At 56.2% G+C, this 19,033-nt stretch carries 21 protein-coding genes and 1 tRNA gene; 14 read left to right on the top strand and 8 right to left on the bottom strand.

The genetic code is table 11. The features are described from left to right. The first annotated feature begins 142 nt into the window (after positions 1-142). Positions 143-1,108: a sugar-binding domain-containing protein gene (locus tag OZX74_RS00750; RefSeq protein ID WP_277156701.1), complete on the top strand. Its 966-nt coding sequence runs from the start codon at positions 143-145 to the stop codon at positions 1,106-1,108. A gap of 228 nt (positions 1,109-1,336) precedes the next feature. After that, positions 1,337-1,409 (top strand) — tRNA-Ala (locus tag OZX74_RS00745). A gap of 38 nt (positions 1,410-1,447) precedes the next feature. Here the strand turns inward: OZX74_RS00745 and OZX74_RS00740 are convergent. The 6 genes from OZX74_RS00740 to OZX74_RS00715 all read right to left on the bottom strand — a co-directional run bounded on the left by OZX74_RS00740 (position 1,448) and on the right by OZX74_RS00715 (position 8,128). After that, positions 1,448-2,350, bottom strand: a complete 903-nt coding sequence (locus OZX74_RS00740) for an HAD family phosphatase (RefSeq protein ID WP_277156700.1) — start codon at positions 2,348-2,350, stop codon at positions 1,448-1,450. A 102-nt stretch (positions 2,351-2,452) separates the two neighbouring features. Continuing rightward, positions 2,453-3,148: a helix-turn-helix transcriptional regulator gene (locus OZX74_RS00735; protein WP_277156699.1), complete on the bottom strand. Its 696-nt coding sequence runs from the start codon at positions 3,146-3,148 to the stop codon at positions 2,453-2,455. 165 nt (positions 3,149-3,313) lie between these two features. Beyond that, positions 3,314-4,345, bottom strand: coding sequence for a DnaJ C-terminal domain-containing protein (locus OZX74_RS00730; protein ID WP_277156698.1), 1,032 nt, complete (start codon positions 4,343-4,345; stop codon positions 3,314-3,316). A 126-nt stretch (positions 4,346-4,471) separates the two neighbouring features. Continuing rightward, a complete protein-coding gene (gene grpE / locus OZX74_RS00725) occupies positions 4,472-5,185 on the bottom strand; it encodes a nucleotide exchange factor GrpE (protein WP_277157362.1) in 714 nt (237 codons plus the stop codon). A 185-nt stretch (positions 5,186-5,370) separates the two neighbouring features. Continuing rightward, complete coding sequence (gene dnaK, locus OZX74_RS00720) at positions 5,371-7,275, bottom strand: molecular chaperone DnaK (RefSeq protein ID WP_277156697.1); 1,905 nt, start codon at positions 7,273-7,275, stop codon at positions 5,371-5,373. Between the two features lie 391 nt (positions 7,276-7,666). Further along, positions 7,667-8,128: a MarR family transcriptional regulator gene (locus tag OZX74_RS00715; protein ID WP_277156696.1), complete on the bottom strand. Its 462-nt coding sequence runs from the start codon at positions 8,126-8,128 to the stop codon at positions 7,667-7,669. Positions 8,129-8,209: 81 nt separating this feature from the next. Here OZX74_RS00715 and OZX74_RS00710 point away from each other — a divergent pair, with 81 nt between their 5' ends. Continuing rightward, positions 8,210-9,184 (top strand): NAD(P)-dependent alcohol dehydrogenase, encoded by a 975-nt coding sequence (locus OZX74_RS00710; RefSeq protein ID WP_277156695.1) that lies wholly within the window; start codon positions 8,210-8,212, stop codon positions 9,182-9,184. Between the two features lie 432 nt (positions 9,185-9,616). Here the strand turns inward: OZX74_RS00710 and OZX74_RS00705 are convergent, their stop codons facing one another. Together OZX74_RS00705 and OZX74_RS00700 are read right to left on the bottom strand one after the other, a co-directional pair. After that, positions 9,617-10,204 (bottom strand): helix-turn-helix domain-containing protein, encoded by a 588-nt coding sequence (locus tag OZX74_RS00705; RefSeq protein ID WP_277156694.1) that lies wholly within the window; start codon positions 10,202-10,204, stop codon positions 9,617-9,619. A 238-nt stretch (positions 10,205-10,442) separates the two neighbouring features. Continuing rightward, complete coding sequence (locus OZX74_RS00700; protein ID WP_277156693.1) at positions 10,443-12,173, bottom strand: MFS transporter; 1,731 nt, start codon at positions 12,171-12,173, stop codon at positions 10,443-10,445. Between the two features lie 254 nt (positions 12,174-12,427). On the opposite strand from OZX74_RS00700, the gene OZX74_RS00695 reads away from it, so the two are divergent. The 11 genes from OZX74_RS00695 (at position 12,428) to nrdI (ending at position 18,858) form a co-directional block, all read left to right on the top strand. Further along, on the top strand, positions 12,428-13,228 hold the full coding sequence (locus OZX74_RS00695) for a TetR/AcrR family transcriptional regulator (RefSeq protein ID WP_277156692.1): 801 nt from the start codon (positions 12,428-12,430) through the stop codon (positions 13,226-13,228). A gap of 230 nt (positions 13,229-13,458) precedes the next feature. Further along, complete coding sequence (locus OZX74_RS00690) at positions 13,459-13,947, top strand: hypothetical protein (protein ID WP_277156691.1); 489 nt, start codon at positions 13,459-13,461, stop codon at positions 13,945-13,947. Beyond that, entirely contained in the window at positions 13,941-14,261 is a 321-nt protein-coding gene (locus OZX74_RS00685; protein ID WP_277156690.1) for a hypothetical protein, read from the top strand. The genes OZX74_RS00690 and OZX74_RS00685 overlap by 7 nt, the downstream gene beginning before the upstream one ends. A 1-nt stretch (position 14,262) precedes the next feature. Beyond that, complete coding sequence (locus OZX74_RS00680) at positions 14,263-14,544, top strand: hypothetical protein (RefSeq protein WP_277156689.1); 282 nt, start codon at positions 14,263-14,265, stop codon at positions 14,542-14,544. 33 nt (positions 14,545-14,577) lie between these two features. Beyond that, entirely contained in the window at positions 14,578-15,273 is a 696-nt protein-coding gene (locus OZX74_RS00675; protein WP_277156688.1) for a hypothetical protein, read from the top strand. A gap of 473 nt (positions 15,274-15,746) precedes the next feature. Beyond that, complete coding sequence (locus OZX74_RS00670) at positions 15,747-16,379, top strand: hypothetical protein (RefSeq protein ID WP_277156687.1); 633 nt, start codon at positions 15,747-15,749, stop codon at positions 16,377-16,379. Positions 16,380-16,392: 13 nt separating this feature from the next. Beyond that, positions 16,393-16,692 carry a hypothetical protein gene (locus OZX74_RS00665; protein ID WP_277156686.1) on the top strand — a complete coding sequence of 100 codons (300 nt, stop codon included), beginning with the start codon at positions 16,393-16,395 and terminating at the stop codon, positions 16,690-16,692. Further along, a complete protein-coding gene (locus OZX74_RS00660; RefSeq protein ID WP_277156685.1) occupies positions 16,665-17,072 on the top strand; it encodes a hypothetical protein in 408 nt (135 codons plus the stop codon). The genes OZX74_RS00665 and OZX74_RS00660 overlap by 28 nt, the downstream gene beginning before the upstream one ends. A 51-nt stretch (positions 17,073-17,123) precedes the next feature. Next, the gene (locus OZX74_RS00655; protein WP_277156684.1) at positions 17,124-17,675 is read left to right on the top strand and encodes a hypothetical protein; all 552 of its coding nucleotides are present in this window, start codon (positions 17,124-17,126) and stop codon (positions 17,673-17,675) included. 323 nt (positions 17,676-17,998) lie between these two features. Beyond that, on the top strand, positions 17,999-18,274 hold the full coding sequence (nrdH, locus tag OZX74_RS00650; protein ID WP_277156683.1) for a glutaredoxin-like protein NrdH: 276 nt from the start codon (positions 17,999-18,001) through the stop codon (positions 18,272-18,274). A gap of 59 nt (positions 18,275-18,333) precedes the next feature. Further along, complete coding sequence (gene nrdI, locus OZX74_RS00645; protein WP_277156682.1) at positions 18,334-18,858, top strand: class Ib ribonucleoside-diphosphate reductase assembly flavoprotein NrdI; 525 nt, start codon at positions 18,334-18,336, stop codon at positions 18,856-18,858. The last annotated feature ends 175 nt before the right edge of the window (positions 18,859-19,033 follow it).

Genomic DNA, 19,033 nt, shown 5'->3' with positions numbered 1-19,033 from the left:
TTTACGATATGCGATTACCGACGGAATAACCCGCCCACCCATGAACATATGTTCATCAAGAAGTACTACAAAAATTTCTCAATATATTAAAAATCTCACGAAAATCAATATAAAACTTATTAAAATATGATAAGATGAACATATGTTCAGCGACGAATCATTGGCAACCAGCTCATCGCGGCAGCATATTGAACTCGTGCTGCGCGTGGCGCGGTCCTATTATCTGGAAGACAAGACGCAGGCCCAAATCGCCCGCGACATCGGCTACTCCCGCCCCACCGTCTCGCGGCTGCTCAAGGAATCAAGGGACTCGGGGATGGTCCATATCTCCATCGGCCATGAATTGGAACGCATTCGTGAGCTTGAGCAGAAGCTGGAACACAAATTCGGGCTCAAACATGTGCGTGTGGCAACGGTGAACGACGGCGAAAGCTCGGGGCAGGTCGTACCGAGATATGCGGCGGCGCTATTCTGCGAACTTTGCAAGCCTGATTCGCTGGTCACCGTCTCCAACGGGCGGGCCGTGGCGGCGACGGTGCATGAAATGCCGATTTGCGAATGGCCAAAATCTAACGTCGCGCAGATGATCGGCGCTCTGAGCCCCGACAACCCGATGATCGACTCCCCCGACATCTGCCGCATGCTCGCCAGCAGGCTCGGAGGCACTTTCACCGCCCTGCCCGTGCCGATGATTCTTTCAAACGCGAAAATCGCCAACAGCATGCGCAAGGAGCCGCAAATCGCCACGGTTCTGGCACTCGGGGGCGGGGCCGATATCGCCATCGTGGGCGTCGGCGCCGCCACCGAAGAGCGGCTGGGCCACATTTTCGACGAATACGTGGACCCCGCCACCGCCAGAACCCTGCACCAGCGCGGTGTCGTGGGGCACATCTGCGGCCATCTCATCGACGCAGAAGGCAATCTCGTCCATTCCGACCTTTACGAGCGAACGATTTCCATCGATTTCGGCCGGCTCAAAAAAATACCAATGGTCATAGGGGTGGCCTGGGGAGCAGCGAAGGTCAATGCCATCCATGCCTGTCTGGTCGGGCATCTCATCGACGCCCTTGTCACCGACCAAAAAACCGCCGAGGCCTTGCTGGCCTGATAAAACGGGGATCAGGCCTGCCTATCCCGTTCACCGTTTGCGCCATAAACAAGCCACCGACACCGGCCCAGCGGCCCATTCATGACGCAAAAACATAAAACCCGCCATATTCAAGCCGCCAACATGCCAATCCGTGGCCGGCACCGCTTCCCAACCCGCCGAATTGTACTTGGGGCAGGGTTGTACTAGAATATGTAACGTTGTCTTGAGTGATAAGCTTGAAGACATGGGGCTGTAGCTCAGTTGGTAGAGCGCTTCGTTCGCATCGAAGAGGTCGTGGTTTCGATTACCATCAGCTCCACAAGCATGGTTTCCGGGATTTTCTGGAAACCTTTTTTGTTACTTCATGCTCTTCAGCCGCTGCTCGACAAAGCGGTTGAGGGCTTCAGCGGTGAGAGCGTCGTAGCTGTTGATCGAGGCGAATTGCGGGCCGGCGGAGGTGTCCGTCTTGATGAAACCGGTCTGGGCGATGGTCGTCGCACCGGAAGCGACCGCCGACTTGATGCCGGTCATCGAATCCTCGATAGCGATGCATCTTGCCATTTCCTGGCGGAAAGCAACCAATCGCGTATCGTCCGCGGATTCCGAAGAACGACGAGAAGCGGAGACATTGCGATTATCTGCGTTGACGAGACTATCGGAATCCGATATACGAGATGAAATGCCGGTATGGCTGGCAGCGCCATCGTCCGTCCGGGCCGCCATGCCGTTTGCCGTCAGAATCCCTTCCGGAACCTTGATGTCTACAATCTTCGCAGCCGCGAGATACGGCGCGGGATTCGGCTTTTTGGGCAGATCGTCCTCGCCACATACATAGCCGACGAACGCGCCCTCAGGAGCCTGACGTACCAGATTCTCGGCCATGCGCCTCGGCGAAGCCGTGACCAGAACCGACGGAATCCCGGCGGCAATCAGCGAGCGCAACACGTCTTCGACACCTGGAATCCAAGGCATATGTTCCGCTTCCTTGCGCGCCACGCCTTCGATCATTAATCGCCCGACTTCGGGAACCGACAACTTTGTACCCTTATCAATCATGAGCTGTGCGACTTGCGGGACGGGCTTGCCCGAGCACGTCCAGCCAATCTCCTCGCTCCAATAGCCGCCATGCTCGCCGGCGATATCCATCTCAACCTGATGCCAGTAGGGCTCGGAATCAATCAACGTACCGTCCATATCCCAGAGCACGGCCTTCAGCATCCAATCAGAACCCGTTCCATCATTTTCACGTTGCAAGGCCAAAGGTGACTCCATCTCGTCTTATCCGTTTTCACTTGACACAAAATCTATATTCCATCATGCCATGACCACCGGTTTTAACAGATAAATCGGCGTAGAACAAGGTCAGTCGAAATAATGGCCCCAGACGACCAACGAACGTGGATCGACGAACGGATCGGCATACGAACCGTCGGCGGATTTTGCGGCATGGCGAGGCTTGTGGGCAGACTGCCCCTGCGAAGTATCGGCTCCAGCGGCGTCACCACCCTCCGTTTGCGCACTCGATGCATACGAGCCGGCGGCATCGCTGGCATAGTATGGCCGTCCCGGAAGCTCACGGGTACGGGTCTGCACCTCATGCCGCCAGCGACGGGCCTGACGCGAACGCTGAATCTCGGTGATATCGCCGTCGGAATCGGCCGCGAAAATGCTGGAACCGCGTGGACGCTCGAGACGCTTCACCTCGCGCCGCAACTGGCGGTTCTCTTCCTGCAATTCGAGGATCCGCGAGATGCCGGCAAGGTTGATGCCGTCTTCCTGGCTCATCTGCTGGGCCACAGCGAGCTTGTGTACGTCACGCAGGGAATAACGGCGGGCGCCGCCTTCCGTGCGTTGCGGGACGATGAGCCCCTGGCGGTCATACTGACGTAGGGTCTGCGGATGGATGTCAGCCAGCTGCGCGGCACGGCCCACGCTGAAAACAGGTAGGTCGATATCGAAACCGACGTCATCGGCGCCGTCCAGATCGGCACGTTGCTCGACCAACGCAACGGCGCACAATCCATACAGAGCCTGCACCTCACGGGAAATCCGAGCCATCGCATTCACCTCCGCTCGTCCTTGTCTACCACTTCATTCATCGCATATGGCATTGACCGCAATATCCATCAATACCATACATACTGTCTAGCCAACCCAGAAACGCTTAATTGGCCCATCCGTACCTATTTCGGAATTACGAATGGACCAATCAAGCCACGCGAATCACTCGCGTTCTTTGGCCACCTCGTCGACGAACTCGCCGGAATTCTTGTCGAATTCCTTGGCATCGTGCTTCTGCACCATGCTGGGCCTCGACGGCACGCGAATCTCCACGCGTCCGACCAAGTCGCCATCATGGCCAGGAACACCCTTGCCGCCGACACGCACCTCGGCGCCGCTCGACGTACCGGCCGGCACGCGGAACGTCACTTCATTGCCGTCGAAGTCTAGCGCCTTGACGCGGGCACCTGCCACGGCCTCGCCGATGGTGACCGGCAGCGGCATCACGATGTCGTTGCCATCGAGGCTGAACTTCGTATCGTTCTTCACGCTGATCTGCAGGTACATATCGCCTGCCGACCCGCCATTGGAACCGAGCTTGCCCTTGCCGGGAAGCCGAATCTTCTGCCCGTCCTTCACACCTGCCGGAATGTGGGTCTTGAACTTGCGCCCGCCCGCCTTCAGGGAGACGGTCGCGCCTTTCACGGCCTGACGGAAGGTCAGCGTGATCTTCGAGTTACGGTCCTCGCCACGCACCGGACGCTGCGGTTCGCGGTAGGTGCTCGATCCGCCGCCGTAAGGCGAGCCCGCACCGGCATACCCGCCGGCACCCTGACCGGCAGCGTTACCGAACATCGAGAAGATATCGTTGAGGTTGGTCGGACCGCCACCGGAGGTCGAGAAACGCACCCCACCGGGTCCGCCGGCACCGCCACCGAACATCGAGAAGATATCGGAGAAGTCGGAGGCGCCGCCACCGAATCCGCCTTGTCCGCTCCCGCCGGCGAATCGTGCACCGCCGCCCGCGAATTGGCGAATCGCGTCGTACTTGCGCCGCTGATCGGCGTTGTTGAGCACGTCGTAGGCCTCGGAGATGTCCTTGAACTTCTCCTCGGCCTCCTTGGTCTTGTTGAGATCAGGGTGGTACTTGCGCGCCAGCTTGCGGTACGCCTTGGTGATCTCCTCGCTCGTCGCGTCTTTGGAGACGCCGAGCATCTTATAAAAATCTTTATCTAGCCATTCATTCTCAGCCATATCACTGCCCTCCTTTTCGGGCTCTTAGCCGCTTACATCACCTGCAACGACCTTGCAAACGACAAGTGCGACCCTCCGGCCACGCGGGGAATCGCACTCTACGTATCACGTCATTGCAGATAGCCGCTAGGCCTTCGGGGAAGCCACCACCACACGGGCGGCTCGGATCACGCGGTCGCCGATGCGATAGCCCGCCTCTACGACGGTGTCCACAATCTCTTCGGTCGCGTTGGCGTCCGGTTTGTGAAGAATCGCCTCGTGCTTGGTCGGGTCGAAGGTTTCGCCCTTCTTGCCGAACTTCTCCACGCCGAACTTCTCGAACGTCTTGTCGATCTTGTTGGCCACGGCGGTAAACGAATCGTCCATCTCGCTGTGCTCACGGATGCGGTCGATATCGTCGAGAGCGGGGAGCAACGCGGTCAGCACGTCGATGATGCCGTGCTGGCGGAAGATCTCCTGCTCTTTCTTGGAGCGGTTGCGGAAATTGACGAATTCGGCACGCTCACGTTGGAGCGCATCGAGATAATCCGCGGCTTCCTTCTTCGCCTGCCCGAGCGGGGTCAGCGTGTTCTCGCTGTCCTTGCCACTTTTGCCATTGGCAGCATCGGCTGCATTATCGGCCTTGTCTGCATCTTCCGCTGCGTTGTCTCCGTTAGTGTGAGCACTACCGGAAGTACCATCTGCAGCAGCAGGCTGACCATTGTCGGCCTGATTCGCAGCCGCTTGCGTGGAATCGCTATTCACGTTCGTATTGTCGTTGTTGGCAGCTGAGGCGGCAGCACCCTGTGGGCTCTGCTTCGCTTCGTCGTCGGCCTTATTATTCGACTGTTCGGAGCTCATTGTTTCACCCGCCTTTTCGCCGGTTGTGCCGGCATTGTTCTGTTCAGGTTCGCCCGGACCAGCACCATCTGCCGGACCGCCGAATCCCGCAGCCGACGCATCGAACCCAGCCATGGAGTTGAGCCATGCGTCATCGGGATCCGGCAGATCCTTCAGATAATCGTCCTTATCGAACCCGGACACGATTACTTGTTGTCCTTCTTGTCGTCATTGTCGTCAACGACCTCGGCGTCCACCACGTCGTCGTCATCAGACGAGGACGAAGCAGAGTCAGCCGCGCCGGCCGCGCCTGCAGCAGCACCGGCACCCGCGGCGCCAGCGGCACCCTCGGCACCCTGCTGCGCATAGAGCGCCTGACCGATCTTCTGCGAGGAAGTGGTCAGCTTCTGCTGAGCGGACTTGATCTTGTCGATATCGTCGCCCTTCAGAGCTTCCTTGAGCGCGTTGACATCGTCAGTGACTTCCTTGACCACATCATCGGAGAGCTTGGCCTTGTTGTCGTTGACCATCTTCTCCATCGAGTAGGCGAAGGACTCGGCGGTGTTGCGGGTCTCGGCGTCTTCCTTACGCTTCTTGTCATCGGCCTCGTGGGCTTCGGCTTCCTTGACCATGCGGTCGATCTCGTCCTTCGGCAGAGCGGATCCGCCGGTGATGGTCATGGACTGTTCCTTGCCGGTGCCCTTGTCCTTGGCGGAGACATGCACGATGCCGTTGGCGTCGATGTCGAAGGTGACCTCGATCTGCGGGACGCCACGAGGAGCCGGAGCGATGCCGGTCAGCTCGAAGGTGCCCAGCGGCTTGTTGTCACGGGCGAACTCGCGCTCACCCTGATAGACCTGAATCAGCACGGAGGGCTGGTTGTCCTCAGCGGTCGAGAAGACCTCGCTGCGCTTGGTCGGGATGGCGGTGTTGCGGTCGATGAGCTTGGTCATGATGCCGCCCTTGGTCTCGATACCCAGCGAAAGCGGGGTGACGTCGATCAGCAGGACGTCCTTGCGGTCGCCCTTGATGACGCCGGACTGCACCGCAGCGCCGACCGCCACGACCTCATCCGGGTTGACGGACTGGCTTGCGGCCTTGCCACCGGTGAGCTCCTTGACGAGTTCCTTGACGGCAGGCATGCGGGTAGAGCCGCCGACGAGGACCACGTGGTCGATGTCGGAAACCGAGATGTTCGCATCGTGCAGCACGTTGTTGAACGGCGTGCGGCAACGGCCGAGCAAGTCGGAAGTCATTTCCTCGAAGTGTGCGCGGGTCAGCGTCTCGTCCAGGTGGACAGGCGTGCCGTCAGGGGTCATGGCCAGGTACTGCATCGAAATCGAGGTCTCGGTGGAGCTGGAGAGCTCCTTCTTGGCCTGCTCAGCGGCTTCCTTCAGGCGCTGCAGCGCGATCTTGTCCTTGGACAGGTCGACGCCGTACTTGTTCTTGACTTCGCCGACGAGCCAATCGATGATCTTCTGATCCCAATCGTCGCCGCCGAGCTTGTTGTCGCCGTTCGTGGCCTGCACCTGAATGGTGGCGAAGCCGTCGTCGTCCTTGCCGATCTCCAGCAGGGACACATCGAAGGTGCCGCCGCCGAGGTCGAAGACCAGGATGCGCTCGTCTTCCTTGCCCTTTTCAAGGCCGTAAGCCAAAGCCGCAGCCGTCGGCTCGTTGATGATACGCAGCACGTTCAGGCCCGCAATCTTGCCCGCGTCCTTGGTGGCCTGACGCTGTGCGTCGTTGAAGTATGCAGGGCAGGTGATGACCGCATCGGTCACCGGCTCGCCCAAATAAGCCTCGGCATCGCGCTTGAGCTTCATCAGCACCTGCGCGGAAATCTCCTGCGGGGTCCACTTCTTGCCGTCGATGTCCACCGACCAGTCGGTGCCCATGTGGCGCTTGACCGAGCTGATGGTGCGGTCAACGTTGGTCACGGCCTGACGCTTGGCGACCTCGCCGACGAGGATCTCGCCGGACTTGCTGAACGCGACCACCGACGGGGTGGTGCGGGCGCCCTCGGCGTTCACGATGACCGTGGGCTCGCCGCCTTCGAGCGTTGCGATGCAAGAGTTTGTGGTACCAAGATCAATACCTACTGCACGTCCCATATTCGTTTCTCCTTATATTCGTACGTTTCACATCTGTTCGCTCGGGTCCGGCCCCGCAACGCGACGTTCGTTTCGTCGCTCGCGGCCCGCATCCAGGTTCGCACCTGTTACATGTTCCAAAACCTGAGCCTACTACACTCAACTTTTAATCGCAAATTATATTCCCAAAATACAGAAAAAACTTGAGTCTTTTTGGCTCAAGTTTTTGAAAAAGATAGTTCAACAGCATGAAAACGTTGATATTCCAACAGTCTTCAGATTCCATCAACGGAAAAATATATCTAAAACTTTATTGTTTAAATCAACCAGACCACAGCAAAACAGCAAAATCCACACCGCTGAACACCGACCCACGCCGAAAACTCGGAAGAAATCTGCGTACGAGGCGCCATCAACGGGTCCGCTCAAGCTCCGCAACAACCCGGTTGAGAGCAGCGGTAAGCGTCTTCATGTCATCGCCGACAGGTTCGGTAAACACACTATGGATAAATGCAACGTGACTCCGAACGGCCTCTTGGCATACCTCACGCCCTTTATCGGTAATCCGGGCAAGGATGGCACGCTGATTGCCTTCGGCATGACCACGCTTCACAAGCCCAGCCTTCTCCAGCTGGCCTATCTGATAAGTCATGCCGTTGCGTGAATGATTGAGACGCGCAGCGAGATCATACATACGCAGGCCGCCCTTTGATTGAGTAAGCGCATATAGAATCTCAAGCTGGATGGCAGTGAGCCCACCATCGGTTGCGGCTTGGCGCTCGGACGCCTGACCGAGAAGCTTGGCGCAGCGCATGAGGGCAACGTAGCCATCAGTTTCTTCCGGAGTAGGGCGCACAGTAGTCATGGCAGCCATTCTACCCCTTCCTTGAATTCCAATTAGAATTCATGGTATAGTAGTTGAGTTCGAATAAGAACTCAACCAGGAGGATACGGGATGAAGGCCATTATCTATACGAAGTCAGGCGCTTTGGATGGGCTGAAGATTCAAGATGTGCCAACCCCAACACCCAACGACGACCAAGCGCTGATCAGAGTCAAGGCATGCGCGCTGAACGTCCTCGAATTTACCCATTTTGCGAATATGGACAAGAAACCAAGCCTATTCAGCAAACTTACCGACAAAATGACCGGAGCCCTGGGCCATCCTCTAGGAGGAGAAGTCGCAGGCATCGTCGAACGGGTAGGCGGAAACGTGACGGGACTTAAGAAGGGTGACGCCGTGTTCGGCGTCACGCCGGGAGCAACACCATCAGGTGGCCTCGCGGAATACGCCGTGCTCGACAAGAACAACGTAGCACTCAAACCGGCAAACCTGTCATTTGCTCAAGCCGCTTCCGCCACGCTCATGTTCGAAACGGCTTTAGGCGCACTGCGCAAGGCAAAAGTAAAAAGCGGCGACCAGGTCTTGATCTATGGTGCCTCCGGCGGAGTCGGACAGTATGCGGCTCAAATCGCCAAAGCCATGGGCGCGGAAGTCACAGGGGTATGCAGCACCAGAAACGTCGAACTGGCCAAGGAGATGGGCTGCACACAAGTCATCGATTACAAAACACAGGACTTCAGGAAAATCAACACTCGTTTCGACGTCATCATCGCCGTCAACGGCTCAGCGGACGTCAAGGACCTGCTGGGAATGCTCAAATCCGACGGAACGCTCATCCCCATCGGCCAGCACTATACCAAGGCCTTGCTGCGAGCGCCGTTCAACAAACACATCGCCACCTACTCGCAGCCAATGGCCCCGCAAAAGGATTATCTGAAAGTGGCCACCAAACTCGCCGACACAGGCAAACTGGCACCTCATGTTGACCACGTCTGGCCGGCCTCCGAAGCCAAACAAGCATTCGAATACGCACTCACCCAACATCCACAAGGCAAGATTGTCATCGCTACTGACTTTTCCGAATGACGATTCGGACTACTGGCCAAAGTTATCCCCACGAACCCTATGAAATCGTAAAGATGACTACGCCCTCAAGCTATCTCATTCGGCTTCTTGCCAAGTCAGAAGGGTTTGAAATCTATCGCGGTTCCTAAGCATGTAACTTATACTAGCAAGTGCAAGGCCCCGTGAAAGTCACTCATGCGAAACATCATGAAACTCCGGGGTCAATTCATTTAAAAGTATAGGATTTCTCCAAAAACAAACAGCAGTAATGTTATTTTTAGAGACTCGGAAATCAAAATTCGTTTGAATCTAGCGAATACCACTAAGACATCGCAACATATACCATCTGATCCTCGAATTTTACAATTTCCATCAATCCTACTGATCAATTTACATAAGTTCTATTGATCAATCTGCATAACTTTTTCTGTTACCTATAACAAAACAGACGAGCTATCTCCAGACGATATCGTTCAAAATCAGGACGGCCGCATAGAGAACAACGATGACGACCGAGATGACCTTAGGAAGGATGTCATTTCGATGAGTACGGTCGATTTTTTGACCCGTCGAATACCGCACAAGCTCACGGAATGTCTTGACATCGACGTTTTTCTCCAATTTTCCGAGACGCGTCGAAGCACCAATCCCCAACGCCGCAATCAAACACCCCAAATCACTAAGCCATCCTACCGGGCTTTCGCCATTGGCATGTGGCACGATCGCGAAAATACAATACGAAACCACCGATATAGCAATCAAGACCCAAGAGACCGCAAACCAAAGAAGCATTTGCTCCCGATTGTGTTTGATTTCCTCACTCATGGTTTCTACGTCTCCTTTGACCAGTTCGTCCAGTGTGATGCCGAAAAGATTGCCAAGGAGCAGGAGATTCTGCACATCGGGATAGGTATGGCCGGTCTCCCAGTTCGAGACCGTCTGACGCGAGACGAAGATCCGGCCGGCCAGATCGTCCTGCGACAGGCCCATCGCCTCACGATGCTCTCGAATCTGCCCGCCCAGCTTCATCTCGACCGCCATCGTTGTGCCTTTCCTTCTTACCACCCTGCAACCGTTCCGCTGCCATGCGCTCAATCAAGAGTACTTCAAATCGTCCTTGCTTCCGCAATTGCGAATGAATACTCTTGCTCAAACCGCAAGAATCATTCCGACGATTTCAACGTAACCCGCCACGCCCGGACACTCCAAGCCAGAACACGAAAAAGCCCTGTCAAAAGTCTTTGACATGGCGGAATTCCAACGATTTTAGGTTCGTATTTTACGCTTCCACCTTGTCGCGTTTGGCGGCACGGGCGACCCAGACGGAGGCAAGGAGGCCGATGGCGAGCAGGACGATGGCGGCCACCAGCGTCCATTGACCGGCGCGGGTGAAGGCGGAGGTCATCGCGTCGACCACCTGCGGGCCAAGGGCGCCAAGCTTGCCATGGCTGCCCTGTGCGCGGATGCCGACGATGGCCGAACCGGCCGAAGCGTCGAGCGACTTGGTGAGGCCGGAAACCAACTGTGAAGGCAACCCGCGTACGCCGGAAAGCGCGGACGGCGCGATATTCGTGACCATCACGGAAAGCACCAAGCCGGCGAGCGCCGCACCGATGCCGGTGCCGAGCTGGCGGATGGTCGATTGCGTCGCGGACCCTTCTCCGGACTGGGCAACGGGCACTTCGGAAAGCACAAGACTGGTGAGCTGAGCGGCGGCGAAACCGAGACCAAGGCCGTAGAGCACGAACGGCACCAGCATCCACGCGACCGGCAGATTTGGCCGCATCATCGCCATCAGGATGACCACGCTCAGGATTTCGACGATCAGGCCGAGCTGTACGGTGTGTGGTGCGCCGATTTTTGCGGTGACCGGACGCGCGAGACCACCGGAGACGATGGCGCCGAGGCCCATGACGGCCAAGAGGGCACCCGTGGGGATCATATCGAGGCCGCGCACATTAATAAGGTAGAGCGGCAACACGAACATGATCACGAATTCGCCGGCCTGGATCGCGCCCGCAGCGATGTTGCCCATCGCGAAGGTCGGGATCTTAAAGAGCGACAAATCGAGCATCACCGGCAATGCACGGCGAGCACGGCTTGTCTCGGTGAAAACGAAGAGCGCGAAGAAAACGATGCCGAGCACGATGCAGATCGGAATAACCGAAACCGGCCATTCGTGACGCCATTCGAAGCCACCGATGCCGAAGTCGCCCTTAGGTCGCCACCAGCCGTAGGTCTGGCCTTCGATGAGGCCGAAAAGCAGGAACGCGGAACCTAGCGCGGAAAGCACGACGCCCAGCGGGTCGAAGCCGTCGGGTTTGGCGGCAGACTTGGAGGAATCGGACGCAGCCAGTTTCTGCGCGGCGGCGCCCATCGCGGAGGCCCCGGCCTTACCGCCGGTCTGCGGCACGAAGAAGATGGCGGAAATGAAGACGATGACGCCCAGCGGCACATTGACCAGGAAAATCCAGCGCCAACCGATGGTCTGGGTAAAGAGACCACCGAGGAACGGGCCGATGGCCGCAGCCGCACTCATCACCGAACCCCACACGCCAAACGCGATGGCGCGGTTCTTGCCACGGAACGAGGCCGAAACGATGGAAAGCGTCGAGGGCATCACCAATGCCCCACCAACGGCCTGCACCGCACGGGCGCTCAGCAGGAGCGTTGCCCCGTTGGACGAGGCGGCCAGAACCGAACCGGCGACGAAGATGACCACGCCGACCTGCAGGGTCAGCTTGCGGCCTTTGAGGTCGCCGAGCTTGCCGAACGGCAGCAACAGGGCAGCCAAGATGACGTTGTACAGCGAGGTGACCCACTGCGCGTCGGTCAGATTCAGGCCGATCTCGCGGATCATCACCGGTATGGAAACGTTGACGATGGAGCCGTCGAGCACGATCATCGCCAGCGCGAGCGCCAGCACCCACAGGGCGTTCCACGGCGGTTTGACGGCGGTGGCCTTCTCTTTGTCGACCTGAGCAGCTCGGCTTTCTTGTCGTTGAGTCATAAGTAGTCTTTCCTAATGACGGCGATATGCATCGAATCTTTATAAGACAAACCGTCAACGAATGCGTGTTTTGCGACTCTATGTCGCAAACCTTGAGCGACTATACGCCTTAACCATACGTCACGCAAATTCGCAGCCTCGTTTTAGCCGGAAGCCCAGAAACCAAGGAGCAACGCAGTGCGGACAAGGTGCCTCGATAATATGGGATATAACGATGCCGCCAGCAGCAACGCTACAGAAAACGAGAGGACGATATGCCACGCATCAATGAGGCCAATCTTGAGGAACATCGCCGTCACACCATGAACGCGCTGCTCGATTCGGCGGAAACAATCATGCGCGAGCAGGGCGGCGAAGCCCTCACACCAGCCAACGTCAGCCGCGGGGCCGGCATCGCCCGCAACTCGATCTATCGATACGTCAAAGACATGAAGGACCTGCGCCGTCAGCTCATGGCAAGGCATATGCCGCAGTGGGTCGCGGCGCTGGAAAAGGGCCTGGGCGGCGTCACCGATCCCGCGGAAATCATCGTGCAGTGGGTGAAGATCAATCTCGAGCAGTCGATACTGCAGGGGCACGATTGGATGACGCAGATACCGTTGAGCGACGCCGAGACCTATCGCGACGACAAAGATCTTTGGCCAAAGCCCGGCAACGACAACGACGATGACCACGAAACAGAAGACCGGTCCGCAGCAAATTGCGCTCAATCAGCGGGAAATGACGAGAACGTAACAGGCAACGTTTCGCGGTGCCCGATAGACATATCATCGGCCGCCTTGCGCGAGGGCGACGCACAAGCCCCCACCGACCAACCGCTCGAACCGACACAACCGAGCCTGCACGAACGCATAAACGCCCCCATCGTCAGAGCTTGGGGCCAATTGAGCCCGGCCAGCCCGCAAGTCGGCATCGCGACGACCGAAGGCCTAGTTTCCAGCGGTATGAAATTGCTCAGCGGCAAAAAACAGACCGAAGAACTGCAAGCAGCCGAAATCGACGACATCGAACGCGCCATCCGCGCCATCGTCAAGGAACTGCGCGAAGACCGGTAGGCTCACGAATACTCGCAGTCGACCAGACATTTTCGCAACCCCAGGTAGCGGTATACCGTTTCTTAGAAAACCGAAATCGCCATATCAAAACGTTCGCGCTACCACAGCAGATTCCTGCACACCGAATCAAACAGCTCGCCTTGCACTTGTAGCGATCTTAAAGTCATTATAAAAAGATAATTATCATTCTTTATAGTAGTATGGAATCATTTCAACATGGAGATGAGCCAATGCCGTATTCCGATACCATTCGCGGCAAAATCGCGAGCCTCGACCACAGGGCGTCCGACATCAATGTCGAACGGGAAAGAATGCAACGCAGACTCGCAGGCCTGCAGCAGCTTCATGCCCACGTAACCGATCAATCCAAAGCATTCGAAAACCAACATGCCAGCAGGCAACTCGCGTTGCAGAACCTCGGGCAATCGATGCTGGAAAACCGATCCGTGGAACGCTATCTGGACATGATGAACGCCCAGATGATGAACAACGCAAATCATGCGAACGCCGTGGACGCCTTCCAGCAATCATTGCATCGACTCGAAATCCAGATAGAAGAGGCCGAAGCTCAGATAAGAGACTTCGGCAACGCCCTGAACAACATTGCCGAAGAACGCCAATACCAACAGCAACAACTCAATAGAGCCGTCGCCGAAGAACAATGGCAACAACAACAGGAGCGCCTCCATGAGGAAGCGCGGAGAAGAGGGGAATGGTAATGAACAGCGACCCGAATTTGATCATCAGCGATGATTACACCAACGAAGTCGGCAACACATGCCGGGACCGAGGGGGCAACCTTGACGATGCCATGAACAGTTATCTGTCGTTACTCGACCAGGTCGCCTCCGAGGCAATCCCGTCCGGAGCGCAACACGACGCTTTGGTTGCCTTTACGAACGTCGCGAGACAACTTTACGGCGGGAAAACCGGCACGCTTAAAGAGACATCAAAAACATTGCAAACCACTTGCGAGGATTTCATCGCGGAAGTGGACGCCGACGACCAATTCCGGTCTTTGAATGGGGCATGATATGACAGAAATAAAGGTCAATAAAGAGAAACTGGACAGCCTTATCAAGCAAATAAGGGACCTCAGCACCGACAAATCCGGCGCAGGTAAGGCGATAGGAACCACAGATATGCGGGGCGCGCAAGGCGCTTCGATGACCGCTTTGCGTCAGACCGAAGAAGAATACTCGGCGCTCGCGGTATCGATGCAAACGTTGTTCAACAACACTGCGGACTTTCTGGAACAAGCCGGCACGCTGATGGAATTCAACGACATGCTATCCGGCCGGCAATTCAACGCTTAGCCTCCCGACAAGGCAACGAACGAAAGAGCAACGATGCAAGAACTCAGAGATTTCACGGATCATACCAAGCAGCAGTTTCTCCAATGGGCCAAGGAAGCGGAACCGAAAAACGACTGGGAACGATTCTGGGACCCAATCAAAAACGGATACCTCGCCAACGAACTCTCACAACAAGAAGTGGCCGCGGCACAGGCGGGCACTGAACTCGCAGCAGGCTACGAACGCGACATCATTGACATGAACAATATGTCCGTCCAGCAAATCAATCAGATCTGGCAGAAGGTGAACGATGCCGCCAACCAAGCGTTGTCGAAATTCGTTGCCACTCGGGGCGACCTTGAAGGGTTTCAGCAGCAACTCGACGCGCTGGCGAACACCATGTCCAATGGCACGGGAAGCGGAACGCTCGACATCGACTACATCAATGGCGGGCTCAGCGCGAGCATCGCCTCCTATAAGAAGCTCGATGCAATCTACAAGGACATCGAAGGCAAAGGGCTGACTGAGGCCGAGGCATCACAATCGCCCGACGTGACGGCCGGAGTGCTTAAGTCCATGGGCAACAACATCCTCCAACTGGAGCCTGAACTCGCAGCAAACGAAACATTCGAAATGGGGCTCGGGCCTGGACTCGTGATGACCCTGTCGATATCGACTGAAAGCGAATACCGCGCGGCCTTAAAATCACCGTTCCAAATTCCGTCATCAACGGCCAGAGAGACGAGCTAAAGGGCCTCATCTCCTTTGACCCAGAAGGACTGGTTGTCAGTGCCGACGGACAGCCGGTCAATAACCCACAGCTAAAGAACCAGGGATACGGAGATTGGAAACTCAACCCAACCGTTTTCAATAGCGACGGAAGCTTTACACAAAGTGCTACTAGACAGCACGGCGAAAAGTCACAGACGTATTCACGTATTTTTGACCCAATTGGAGGGTCTTTCGAGATGTCTGCCGGAGTCACCCAACCTGTGGAAGGAGGCTCTGTTTCTACCGATCTAGGGCTTAAAGCCACAAAAGATTCTCATTGGCATCTTTTCCGTAAGCCCGACCCGGTCAAAGGCCCAGTAAGAGTTCCTGTACCAAGCCTACCTCATTGGGATTGGGAGCCTGCACGCGAGCCGGTACCAGGGCGTTCGCCAGTACCGCTACTCCCATTCCCAATCCCTCCCTTCGTCCCCGCACTCTGAAAGAACCTCCGAATGGAAAAATCTCAGTCACGACAGAAAACCGGCTTGCAGACAACAACCGCACTGCTGCTCGTCACCCTCACCATGCTCTTCGCCACCGCATGCGGTTCAGCACCCCCGGCCAGCACACCGACACCTTCTCCAAGACCGGGACCCAAAACCGAACAAGTTGTTTACCCAGCACAATTCCTATACACCTTTGGCTTTGAGAAAAATCTTAACGGATCGCGCAAAGCAGCTAAAAAATTCAAAGAGACAGGCGATTTCACGGATGTCTACGTGAAGAAAAACGGCGACGTCATTATCGTAGTCACGGAACAGCAACGGCAAGAACGGATACAAAAAAACGACAAATGGATTGAAACTGGAGAAGAAAATTTCCAGCAAGTCAGTTCCAATTATCGATATGAAATCAATTCCGACGGGACCGCCATGACCATATGGACAGACAGAAACCTCACTCCTACTGGTGGGGACATTCTCACCGTCACGCCCATAGAATACGGCTACAACTACTACTTGAAAGGCAACACCGGCATCTGGGATATGACAATCACAGTCCGCAACTGCCACACCGATCAGCTCATCCACCAATACCAATTCTCACAAGGCTGGGGTTTCAATGCTGACCAACTCGGCGACTAATCTAAGGACAAATATGCAACACGGAAACCGCACACGCCAAGAAGCGAGACCAGCCGCTTCCCGGCAGCGCAAGAAACAGCAGACCAGCCTACAGACAACCGCCACACTGCTGCTCGCCGTGCTCTCCATGCTCCTCGTCACTGCATGCGGATCCGCACCCACGGCCCACACGAAGCAAACCGACAAGTCACAGCCCAAGACCGAAAAAATCGTATACCCCGCCCAATTCGTACGTACCTTCGGGTACCACGATGACATAAAAACACCTGCCGCCGTGGCAAAAGCATGGAAGACACCGGCCAGAAGTACGTGACCAAAGCATACGCCGATAACAACGGCGACGTCGTCGCGCTCGTCACCGAGCGGCAACGGCAAGCCAACATCCAAGCCAACAACGAATGGATCGCACAAGGAGAAAAGGACTTCCGGAAAGGCAGCCCAGACTACCGCTACCAAATCAACCAGGACGGCACCACCATGACCGTATGGACCGACAGGCGTCTAACCCCCAACCCCAGTATCGGCATCTTCACCACAGTGCCCGGCTACAGCGGCTACAACTACTACCTGAAAGGCCACACCGGCCCATGGGACATGGACATCACCATACGCAACAGCCACACCAGCCAACAAGTCGGGCACTTCAAAGCCACACAGGGCTTCACCCTCAACCCCTCCACCTTCGGCGACTGAGCGCGATAAAGACGTTATGGAACAAACAGATACTTTGAATAAGGAGCAGAGATGAAGGAAGAAAACATTTTCGACGGGGCGGTAACGCTTACGATTCCGGATAGCTACAAACGCTGGGACGAGAACACACAGCAATCTGATGACACCACAGAAAACGCGGCGCAGCAGACCAGTGCTGCCAATGATCCGTACAGCACCCAATTCATCCAAAGCCTCGCGCCCAACGGCTTGTTCAAAGCGCATGCCGACACATACGTCACCGGAATGAAAAGTGAAAATCCTTGGCAACCCGACAAGCTCAGCGATCGTCTTAACGACTATTACCAAACCGCCGTGCGTAGCCTGCCGATGGTGCGCAACGCTGAAATCGGAACACACCCCGCCCCATGCGGCGAGAAAACGCAGGAAATCGGCATGCTCCAATACACGTTTGCGACCCCGACATGCGACTGGTTCGCCTGTACGATTCTCCTACCGGTCGCCTCCAATGAAGCCATGCTCACCATGCTGTGCACGCTCGACCATGCCGTCTTAGGAGCTATGGAATTCATGTCCATCGCCGACTCCATCACGCTCAACCAGCTTTCGCCGGCACAGGAATAATTCTTGTTCCGATTCTCGTAATTGATAATCCGGAATCTGGAAAATCGCGTATTTATCCACAGACATATCCACGTTTTTCCACATCAATTCACTTGTCTATTTTCTTTTGCCGGCTTGTATTGTGAAATAGCCCACATCGTATGTAATACACAATGTTACGCCTCTTTGCGCCACCCGTTGCGGCGTCTACCTTTACGGACCTTAAGCACTATATCTAGTGGTTCTTCTAACGACACGCTACTAGAAGTTGGGGTTCAGTTTGGAACCACATCCATGTAGTCTGAACATTTGAAAGCTTACAAGACATCGATTTGGAGGTTACGATGACCGTTACCGTTTTCAGCAAACCACGCTGCCCGCAGTGCGAAGCGACCAAGCGTCAGCTCACCCGAGCCAACATCGCGTTCGAGACCGTGAACCTGGCTGAAAATCCCTCCACCCTCGAGCAGCTCACCCAGGCCGGCTTCCGCCAGGCCCCAGTCGTCATCACGCCCGACGCCTCATGGAGCGGCTACCGTCCGGATCTCATCAAACAGCTCGCGGCCGGCACCATCAAGGCATCCTCCGACGCCGGCACCCAGCAGACCGTTCTCGCCTGACCTGATGATGAATCAGACCAGTCCAACCAACGACATCAATATCGAGAGAGAAGGCGACGATGGCGGACGCGAATACCGATGACGCCACCACGGCTACACAGCCGTATGACGACGAGTGCGTGACGCCGAGCGTCCCTGAAGCCAAGGCCGAGGGCGAGCACATCGGCGCAGTGGTCTATTTCTCGTCGGTGTCCAACAACACCGCACGCTTCATCGAAAGCTGCGGTTTCCCGGACGTTGGCATCAACGTCTACCGCATCCCACTGCGCCCGAAAGAGACACCGCTTCAGGTCCGTGAACCCTACGTGCTCATCGTGCCGACCTACGGCGGCGGCAACATCGCCAAGGCGCTGCTCCCCCAAATCCGCAAATTCCTGAACGGCCACAAGAACCGCAGCTTCATCCGCGGCGTCATCAGCTCCGGCAACAGGAACTTCGCCACCGCCTACTGCGCGGCCGGCGATGTGATCTCCAAGAAGTGCCATGTACCGTTCATGTATAATTTCGAACTCTTGGGCACCCAGGACGACCAGCGCCAAGTGCGCGAAGGCGTGAGGGATTTCTTCCTGAATCAGAAGAACTAGAGTTACAAAAGTCGGCGATACGAAATTTTTATAGCGAAATTCCGCCATTGATAATTTGTATCTTTCACTTTTGTAACCGTCAGATTTTCCATTCATCATTATCAGACGCGGCCCAGCCGCCGACAACCAACCGAAAGGACACCCACATATGGGACTCAACGATTCCGCGCTGAGC

Origin of the sequence: Bifidobacterium sp. ESL0798, assembly GCF_029395415.1 — a bacterium.
GTDB lineage: Bacteria > Actinomycetota > Actinomycetes > Actinomycetales > Bifidobacteriaceae > Bifidobacterium.
This window is presented reverse-complemented; position numbering and strand designations above follow the sequence as displayed.